The 8630-nt window shown below is 56.4% G+C and carries 8 protein-coding genes and 1 pseudogene; 7 read left to right on the top strand and 2 right to left on the bottom strand.

The window, feature by feature from the left end:
* The 6 genes from NQV17_RS35760 to NQV17_RS35735 all read left to right on the top strand — a co-directional run.
* Positions 1–130, top strand: a 130-nt coding sequence (locus NQV17_RS35760; protein WP_257775860.1) for a transposase domain-containing protein, incomplete at its 5' end; no start/stop codon positions are given.
* An 846-nt stretch (positions 131–976) separates the two neighbouring features.
* On the top strand, positions 977–1777 hold the full coding sequence (locus tag NQV17_RS35755; RefSeq protein WP_308237735.1) for an amino acid ABC transporter ATP-binding protein: 801 nt from the start codon (positions 977–979) through the stop codon (positions 1775–1777).
* A complete protein-coding gene (locus NQV17_RS35750) occupies positions 1777–2430 on the top strand; it encodes an amino acid ABC transporter permease (RefSeq protein ID WP_257775858.1) in 654 nt (217 codons plus the stop codon). Before NQV17_RS35755 ends, NQV17_RS35750 begins: the two co-directional genes overlap by 1 nt.
* A complete protein-coding gene (locus tag NQV17_RS35745; protein WP_257775857.1) occupies positions 2427–3092 on the top strand; it encodes an amino acid ABC transporter permease in 666 nt (221 codons plus the stop codon). The genes NQV17_RS35750 and NQV17_RS35745 overlap by 4 nt, the downstream gene beginning before the upstream one ends.
* Before the next feature lie 88 nt (positions 3093–3180).
* Positions 3181–4014, top strand: coding sequence for an ABC transporter substrate-binding protein (locus tag NQV17_RS35740; protein ID WP_257775856.1), 834 nt, complete (start codon positions 3181–3183; stop codon positions 4012–4014).
* A gap of 80 nt (positions 4015–4094) precedes the next feature.
* Positions 4095–4868: an aspartate/glutamate racemase family protein gene (locus NQV17_RS35735; RefSeq protein WP_124664744.1), complete on the top strand. Its 774-nt coding sequence runs from the start codon at positions 4095–4097 to the stop codon at positions 4866–4868.
* Between the two features lie 409 nt (positions 4869–5277).
* Here NQV17_RS35735 and NQV17_RS35730 read toward each other — a convergent pair whose 3' ends face one another.
* A complete protein-coding gene (locus tag NQV17_RS35730; RefSeq protein ID WP_185733514.1) occupies positions 5278–6174 on the bottom strand; it encodes a LysR family transcriptional regulator in 897 nt (298 codons plus the stop codon).
* A gap of 104 nt (positions 6175–6278) precedes the next feature.
* On the opposite strand from NQV17_RS35730, the gene NQV17_RS35725 reads away from it, so the two are divergent.
* Positions 6279–7346: an alkene reductase gene (locus NQV17_RS35725; RefSeq protein ID WP_124664743.1), complete on the top strand. Its 1068-nt coding sequence runs from the start codon at positions 6279–6281 to the stop codon at positions 7344–7346.
* Positions 7347–7391: 45 nt separating this feature from the next.
* Here NQV17_RS35725 and NQV17_RS35720 read toward each other — a convergent pair.
* A pseudogene (locus tag NQV17_RS35720) lies at positions 7392–8363 on the bottom strand (ISL3 family transposase); the annotation flags it as partial.
* Positions 8364–8630: the final 267 nt, after the last annotated feature.

Here is an 8630-nt window from a genome sequence, read left to right as displayed (position 1 = left end):
GGCGCAACTGAACGGGCTCGATCCACTCGCCTATCTGAAGGACGTCCTCACACGCTTGCCGACCCACAAGGCTAGCGACATCAACGCGCTGCTGCCGCATCGCTGGCAGCCATACTCGAACGCCGCCTAAACTCTCTCGTCAAGACGCGTTGGCTAGCCGCTTACTGATGACTGGGCAAAACGGAGTGTCTTGGAGGGAGAATTCCCAATTTTGTCGGATCCTGGCGCGGCCACTCGAGGCGTCTTCCCATTTCGATCGGATCGATGTTCGTGTAGTTCCGATCCGGGCGCACGCCGGAGGTGCGCCACAACTCGCGGCGATGGATTATATCCTGCGGCACATCAATCGCTAATGATGCATTTAATGCTGACAAAGGTTATGACTCTGCTAGCTCTTTGCGACACGAGCATATCTCGATCGCTACAGCAAGACGCGGACGTTCGAATGAAACGGAAAGGTGCTTTTGCAAGAAAGGCTGTTGCGCTTGAGCTAAATGCGGACCGCCATCTCAGAAGGTGAGCTCGTCTTCGCGGGCAAGTTGCGCTCGGCTTCGCTTGACAGCCGCGCGTCGTTTCATGTGCTGAGAAAGTCGTTTCCGCACGGTTGCAAGTGCGTATCCTAGGCCACAACTGTCACAATACAGCGACGTGGCTAACACCGTCTGCGCCTCCTCCTACATTGGTGCCATGTCCGCGGATTGCAACGTCAAGTAGCGGCCGTTCCTTGTATCGCCTGTACCCCTCGGTGTGCGCGCAATTCTGACATCGGACGCCTCCTCGTTTCCCCTGACTCATCGAAAAATATTTTGACTCACGAGTATGCTCGTGCATACTGACTGGGTGGTCAAATTTAGAGGTCAATTGGTCTAATGGTCAGTGAAAACGTGGGTTGTGCGGCTGGGGAAACCGACTTGGTGCAGACAAATCTCGATAGGTCTCCTGGCCGCGCCTTTTTCAACGGAAACCGGTGAGCAGCATGGGTGATATTTCAGAAGTGAGTGCGATCATGGGGGCTCAAGCAGATACTTTCACTCCCTTGTTGAAGCTGGATGCCGTTTCGAAGGCGTATGGGAACCATCAGGTTTTGCTCAATGTCCACTTGCAGATGATAGCGGGGGAAGTTGTAGCGGTGATTGGCCCGAGCGGCTCGGGAAAGAGCACCTTATTGAGATGCATCAACCAGCTCGAGCCGCCGACTGCGGGCGCCGTGACTGTTGATGGAGTGCAGATTGTCGCAGGGCAGGCCCCTGGGAAGGCAAAACTGAACCATTTCAGGCGTACGCTCGGAATGGTGTTCCAGTCATTCAATCTTTTTCCGCACCTTACCGTGCTCGAGAACGTCAGCCTAGCCCAATGTCGTGTATTGGGGCGCTCTAGAGAAGAGGCCAACGAACGCTCTCTTGCGCTTCTGAAGCGAGTTGGTCTTGCTAATAAGGCGGACCAATATCCGGCCCGCTGCTCCGGTGGGCAACAACAGCGTATCGCTATTTCGCGTGCCCTGGCACTCGACCCCAAAATAATGCTTTTTGACGAGCCGACATCGGCGCTTGATCCTGAAGTCGGTCTTGAGGTGCTTGCCGTGATGAGGGAGCTAGCAGAGGACGGCATGACGATGCTCGTGGTGACGCATGAGATGCGATTTGCTGAGAGTGTGTCTGACCGAGTGATTGTGATGGCAGATGGCGGCATCTTAGAAGAAGGGAGTAGCAGGGAGGTCATGCAACATCCGAAGACCGAGCGTGTTCAGCGTTTCCTCTCAGCCGTGAGGAATCGGTGATGGAGCACCTTCTCTCAACGATTGCGATTGCTGTTATTCAGGCGCTGCCGTGGACGCTGATGCTCACGGCATCTTCTTTCGTAATCGGTGCAGTTCTCGCAGTGCCGATTTGCGCCGTCGCGTCGTCCAAGAGCGCTGTCGTGAGAACTGTATCGCACTCCATCATTCTTGTTGTCCGATCGATTCCGCCAATAGTGTGGCTATTCATAATTTTCTTCGGAATTGGAAACGGACTCGTTGCTATGAGTCCGATGACAGCTGCAGTAGCTGGTCTTGGACTTATCACTGCAGTAAATCTTGGTGAGATTTATAGGGGCGCCATGAAGGCGATCCCGGCTGGCCAGTTCGAGGCAGCGAAGGTGCTTGGACTATCGGGGTTACGTCAGTACACGGAGATCCTAGCTCCACAGATCTTTCGAGTTGCCCTTCCTTCTGCCGCTACCTATGCAATCGGTCTTTTGAAAGATACTGCCGTAGCGTCGACAATTGGTGTACCCGAGATGGCGCAAGCGGCATATCGAGTGTCGCAACAGACCTTCCGGGGGCTCGAGGTCTACATCATATCGGGATTGTTCTATTTCGCAATTAGCCTTGTGATGGCCTATGTATCGAGAAGTCTAGATAAACGCTTGAGACTACGGATTGCACGATGAGCTCGTTCTTTGATATGTGGATCCAGTGGTTACCGACGCTGGCGCAAGGACTTCTTACGAGCTTGAAAGTAACCGTCCTCTGCATGCTTATTGGCGTGCCACTCGGCCTCTTTTTTGCGCTCGGAGTCGGTACGTCGAAGCGTGTATTGCGGAACATCACAATTGTGTTGGTAGAGCTCGGTCGTGGTGCTCCCGTGCTGATTTTGCTTCAGTTCTTCTACTTTGGTTTGCCGTCGGTCCACATAACACTTTCCTCGTTCTTGTCATCGGTGCTTGCTCTGGCCTGGTGCACAGGCGCATATACGAGCGAGATTATCAGGGCAGGCCTACAGGCGGTCCCGCACGGTCAACGCGAAGCGTCATACGCCATCGGACTTGACGAGGTGGACACGCTACGCCTGATCATCGTACCCCAAGGACTCAGAGTTTCTATTCCGCCGCTGCTCGGATTCGGCGTTGTCATGCTTCAAGCCACATCGTTGTGCTTTACCGTTGCGCTTCCAGAGTTGGTGACAAAGGCGCAGCAGATTGGCTCTGAAACTTTCATGTACATGCCGGTGTTGCTACTTGCTGCTTTGCTCTACACGGTGATTTGCGTCCCATCCACGTTGCTTGTCTCCTCGCTGGAGCGGAGACTGTCTCGACACGAGGCGAAGATTTAGCACGCGCATTCAATGAGTTTCACTTAAAGACTACACCCAAGAATTTCAACCTCCGGATTGTTCAACAGCACTGATGAATGGAGTCGTCATGAGAAAATCTAAAGAATACGTTGTCAGCCTCACCATTATTGCATCTTCCATAATTGGTATGAATGCAGCGGTCGCAGAGTGTGTGCCGGCCCATCAATTCAAAACGGTTGTGCCGGGTATTCTGACGATCTCGACGGCTGAGTTCCCGCCGTTTGATGTGCCGGGTAGCGGAGGGTCGCTTTCTGGAGTAGAGGGCGATATTTTGAAAAAAATCGCTGAGAAAGAATGTCTGAAAATTAATGCGCTGCCCGTCGGCTTTGGTTCTGCCATCCAATACGTCACTACAGGAAAGGTTGATATTTCGGCGGCTCAGTGGTATCGGACCGCCGATCGCGTGAAGGTTGTCGGAATGAGCGATCCACTCTACCTCGACCAATTGGCGATCTACTCAAAGGAAGGTTACACGACGTTCGACCAACTCAAGGGTAAGCAAGTAGGCACTATCCAAGGTTACAACTGGACGGCTGACCTGCAGGCGTTGTTTAAAGACAACCTTAAGCTTTACCCGACTCCTGTCGCAATGGCCCAAGATTTACAGGCGGGACGCCTGGACGCTGCTCTCGATAGTATCGCTACTGGTCTGTATGCACAAAAGAAAGGTGGTTATCCTGGAATGAAAATCCTCGTCGGGTCAGGAGATCCTCGCGTTCGAGCATCTGTCAAGCCGGCACAAGTTGGATTTGTGTACTCGAAGGGCAACGCTGCCCTCAGCGCTGCCTTGAATGCTGATATCGATGATATGCAGAAGACTAAGGATATTGCTCGGATCATGCAAGCCTATGGATTAGACCCGAAGAGCGCAGATGTGGGGCCAAGCCGATTTATTCAATGAAGTGCTCTCGCTAACAAGGTGGAAGCCCAGCCTTCACCCCGTTTTCGCCTGATCAAAATCAAACGGTTCCGAACATAGCTATGAGTATGCGCATAAGTTTCATCAACCCCTTCGGTACATCACAATACAACGCGCTAATTTCGGAGACATTGACCCCATATCTAAGAAAAGATGCGGAACTCGTCGTGACAAACACGACTAATTGCCCGGAGAATATTGACTACTACTACAGCAAGCATCTTATCGAAGAAGCTGTCTTTAATGAAGTCATCATGGCCGAGAAGTCGGGATTCGACGCGGTCATTGTAGGCTGTTGCTACGATCCTGGTGTGCGCGTATCTCGAGAGCTGGTTGATATTCCTGTTATTGGGCCACTTGAGGCCACGATGCTGTTTGCGCCATATTATGGCCACGATTTCGTAGTAGTTACCGACCACCACAAAGCTGTTCCCTATCTGAGAGATATGGTGCGGGTCTACGGTCAGGAATCAAATTGCCGAAGCGTCTCTTGTATCGATTGGTTCGCGTCGGACATGATTAAAGACACTGAGGCAGTGGCTGTCGATGCCGCAAAGAAAGCTGCCGCAGCGATGGAAGCGAGCAATGCTGAGGCTTGTGTCTTCGGCTGCACGCTCATTTCGGCCAGTTATGAGAAATGGCTGCGAGACACCGGTGCGAAACGAAACCATGCTCTTCTCAACCCTAACACGATGGCTTTGAAGATGGCCGAAGCATTGGCTGACCTACGAAGCCAGGGTGGCTATCAGATAAGTCGTGTGGGCTACTACCAGCAGCTTAAGCAGCACAATCCCAGCGAGTTCGAAGTGGTTCGTAGTCAGTTCGCGCGACAGTAATCGAAATATTGATACGCGCGAGGGGAAACTGTCGATCTTAGTGGGTTGGCACAGTAATCGCCGACCGCGTCCCGCCGGACCGATAAACTGACGATATTACGCGCTGGTCCGCGCGGGCGAGCTGCGTAGCGAGTACCCGTCGATGTGGGCGGCAATCGAATCGATTGCGCTGATGGTCGGCTGCACGCCGCAGACGCTGTTGGATCGGGTTTGACCATTACAAGTGGCTGCTGGCGGGGGGGCGTGACGAGTAATAATTCGGGTTCATCGCCGAGTTCAAGTCAGCGTGACTCATTTGTTCGTGTCGGCCATGAAACGTCGTTCGCGTCCTTCATTACTTGGATGCTCAGAGGTCGGATCCACCCAGTGAGCGATCATTCCGGTCGGCGAAACGGGCCATTGCGCCTGTCTAGGGCTCGCTCAATTGTGCCTTCAGGAAATCGATAAACAGTCGCGCTCTCGCCGGTAGAAGACGGGTGTCGGTCAACGCGTGCACCTGAACCGGCGCAAGACTCCAGTCGGGGAGCACGCGAACGAGGCGCCCCAACTCGACATCGTGCTGCGCTAGCACATTGTTCAGCACCGCAAGCCCGACGCTTTGAATCGCCAGCGCGCGGCTGAGCGCGACGCTGTTCATCGCAAAGCGTGTACCGATCATTACGGCGACCGACTCGCCGCCGCGATAGAACGTCCTTTCGGCTCGCCCCTGCTTCCCTACGCCCTCCACGAGGCAGACCACGTGCTGCGCGAGATCGTTCGGGTGGGTGAGCGGCGCAGCGCTGCGCAGATATTCGGGCGACGCATACAGATAGCGCGGCAGCACGGCGATCGGCCGTGCGACGAGCGTCGATGGCGCCGTGGGCGGCGGACCGATGCGGATTGCGAGATCGAAGGGCTCCGCCTGTAGATCGATAGGGCGCGGCGACAGATCGAACTCGAACGCGATCAGCGGATACGCTTTCGCGAAATCCGCAATGATCGGTGCGAGATAACCGGTGGCGAGGTCCGCGGGCATCGATACACGTAGCGTGCCGGTCGGACGTTCGGCCACGTCGAGGAGCCACTCGTGCGCGATCCGCGCTTCCTCGACGATGCTTTGGCAGCGCTTGAAATACACCTCGCCCGCGTCGGTCAGCTCGACTCTGCGCGTCGAGCGATTCAGCAGCCGCAATCCGATCTTCTTCTCCAACTCCGCAATATGACGTGACAGCGTCGAGTTCGGCATATCCAAGGCGTCCGCCGCCCGGCGAAAACTCTTGGTTCGTGCGACCTCAACGAACGCGTGCATGTAGCTGAGCAGTTCCACGGCAATTGCTCCATTGGTGGATTAGTGATTTCAATTTTAGCTCTTTATCCCATTCATGAATCAGATCACCATCTGGACACCCCTTCACCGTTCGAGGAATCGACATGAATCCACTCAACGAAACCGTTCGCATTGGACGCTATACACTGCGCAACCGGCTGGTCATGGCACCAATGACGCGCTCGCGTGCCGACGACACGACTGGCGTACCGTCCGCGCTCGCCTCGCAATACTACGCGCAGCGCGCGGACGCCGGCCTGATCATCGCCGAAGGGACTTTTCCATCGCCGATGGGCAAAGGCTACGTTCGTACGCCGGGCATCCATTCCGCTGCGCAGATCGAGGGATGGACGCGCATCACCGAGGCGGTCCACGAGCGAGGCGGCCTGATTTTCCTGCAGTTGATGCACACCGGGCGCGTTTCGCATCCGAGCATGCTGCCGGATGGGGCGACGCCTGTCGCGCCTTCTGCGATCGCCGCCGTTGGCCAGACATACACCGCGACAGGGCCGCAGGACTTCGTCGTGCCGCACGCGCTCGACATCGACGAGATCGCTGCAATCGTTGACGAGTACCGACTCGCCACGCGTCACGCGTTGCAGGCTGGATTCGACGGAGTTGAACTGCATGCGGCCTCTGGTTATCTGCCGGAACAGTTCCTGTCGTCGGGGACCAATCAGCGCACCGATCGCTACGGCGGATCGCCGGAGAATCGCGCACGCTTCATCGTTGAAGTGCTGGACGCGATGATCGACGAAGCAGGCAGCGATCGCGTCGGCATCAAGATTTCGCCGGAAATGGGCTTCAACAGCGTGACTGACGCGGCACCGCAGGAAACCTACAAGTACCTCGTGGAGCGGGTCGGCATGCTGCAGCTCGCGTACCTACATCTTGCACGGACCGGCAGCGCGTTTGACTACCGCGCGCTGGTGCGGCCACTGTTCAACGGTGCGTTGCTTCTCGGCGGGGGACTGGACCGGGATAGCGCCGCGTCGCTGATCGTGAGCCGCGATGCTGACGCCGCCGTGTTCGGTAGTCTGTACCTCGCGAATCCCGACCTTTTAGAACGCTTCGTCGCTGGCGCGCCGCTCAACGAGCCCGAACGCGAAACGTTTTATTCCGACGGCCCCCAAGGCTATATCGACTATCCCGTTCTAGAGCAAACACGATGAACCGAGTATTTCGCCCCCCGTTCTGATCGCAGCCGCAACTCGGGTTCATCGAGGATTACCGGGGAACGCGGCGCGAATCTTGAGGAAGAAGTATTCGTCGTCGCGGTACCCGTAAGCTCGACGCTTGATGACCTTGATGGTGTTGTTGATGCCTTCAACGATGCTGGTATTGAGCGGATGGCGGCAGCGAGTCACGATGCCGTGCCAGTAGCCCTGCAGACGCTCGGCGAACTTTTGCAGGGCCGCGATCCCACTTTGCTGAGCCTGCTCGAACCATTGTTCCCAAGCCTTTTGCGCCCAGGCCGGCTTCCGGTAGAACCAGAGCCGCTTGAGCTCGTCGCGTAACACGTAGACGCATAACAGCGCCTGATTGGCCGCCAGCAATTCCTTCAGGTGCACGGCCTGATCCGGCTTGAGGTTGTGGCGGTTGCGCAGCAACAGCCAGCGGCTGGACTTCAGAACCTTGCGGGCCGGCTTGTCATGTCGGAGTTGATTGGCCTGATCGACCCGCACCCGATCGATCACTTCGCGGCCGTACTTGGCCACGACGTGGTACAGGTCGAAGACGATTTCCGCCTGCGGACACTGTTCCCTGATTTCGAGTTCATAGGCCGTGGTCATGTCGATCGCGACCGCTTCGATACGCTTGGCTGCGCCTTCGGGAAGCTGTTCGAAGAAGGCCCGGGCCGTCTCACGCGAGCGTCCCGGTCCGATCCAGAGTACTTGCCGGCTGATCGGGTCGACCACCACCGTGGCGTAGCGATGACCTTTATGCAGCGCGAACTCGTCCATCGCCAGATAGCGGATCGTTGACCAGTCGGGCTCGCTCACGCGCGCCCGCAGGCGCATCTTGTCGATCGATTTGACCGTGTGCCAGCCCAGATCGTAGAAGGCCGCCACCGCCTGCACGCTGGCCGCTTGCAGTAGTTTCTCGCAAGCCTTGGCGAAGCGCTCCGTCACTCTCTGGTAACGGCCCAGCCACGCCAGCTTCTCCAGTCGCGGGCCGCCGCAGCGTCTGGACGAACAAGTTGAGCGGGGCGCGCTGGCTGCATTTCAGGACGAAAGCGCGCAGTTCGCCGCTCTGCGTCTCGCCGAATCGGTGACGGATGACACAGCGCTGAACATCGGCGATGGCTTGTTCGCAGGCGGTAAGAGGTTTCTCAAGTAGATCGGCTTGCTTCTCGACGTTCGTTCGGCACTAGACTCTACGTGGAGTTTCGATGCACATCTTGACGCGCTGAGTTGGCCGATGAACGGCGTCCACGACGATCGTTCGGGCTCCGA

Source organism: Burkholderia sp. SCN-KJ (genome assembly GCF_024656005.1).
In the GTDB taxonomy this organism is placed as follows: domain Bacteria; phylum Pseudomonadota; class Gammaproteobacteria; order Burkholderiales; family Burkholderiaceae; genus Burkholderia.
This window is presented reverse-complemented; position numbering and strand designations above follow the sequence as displayed.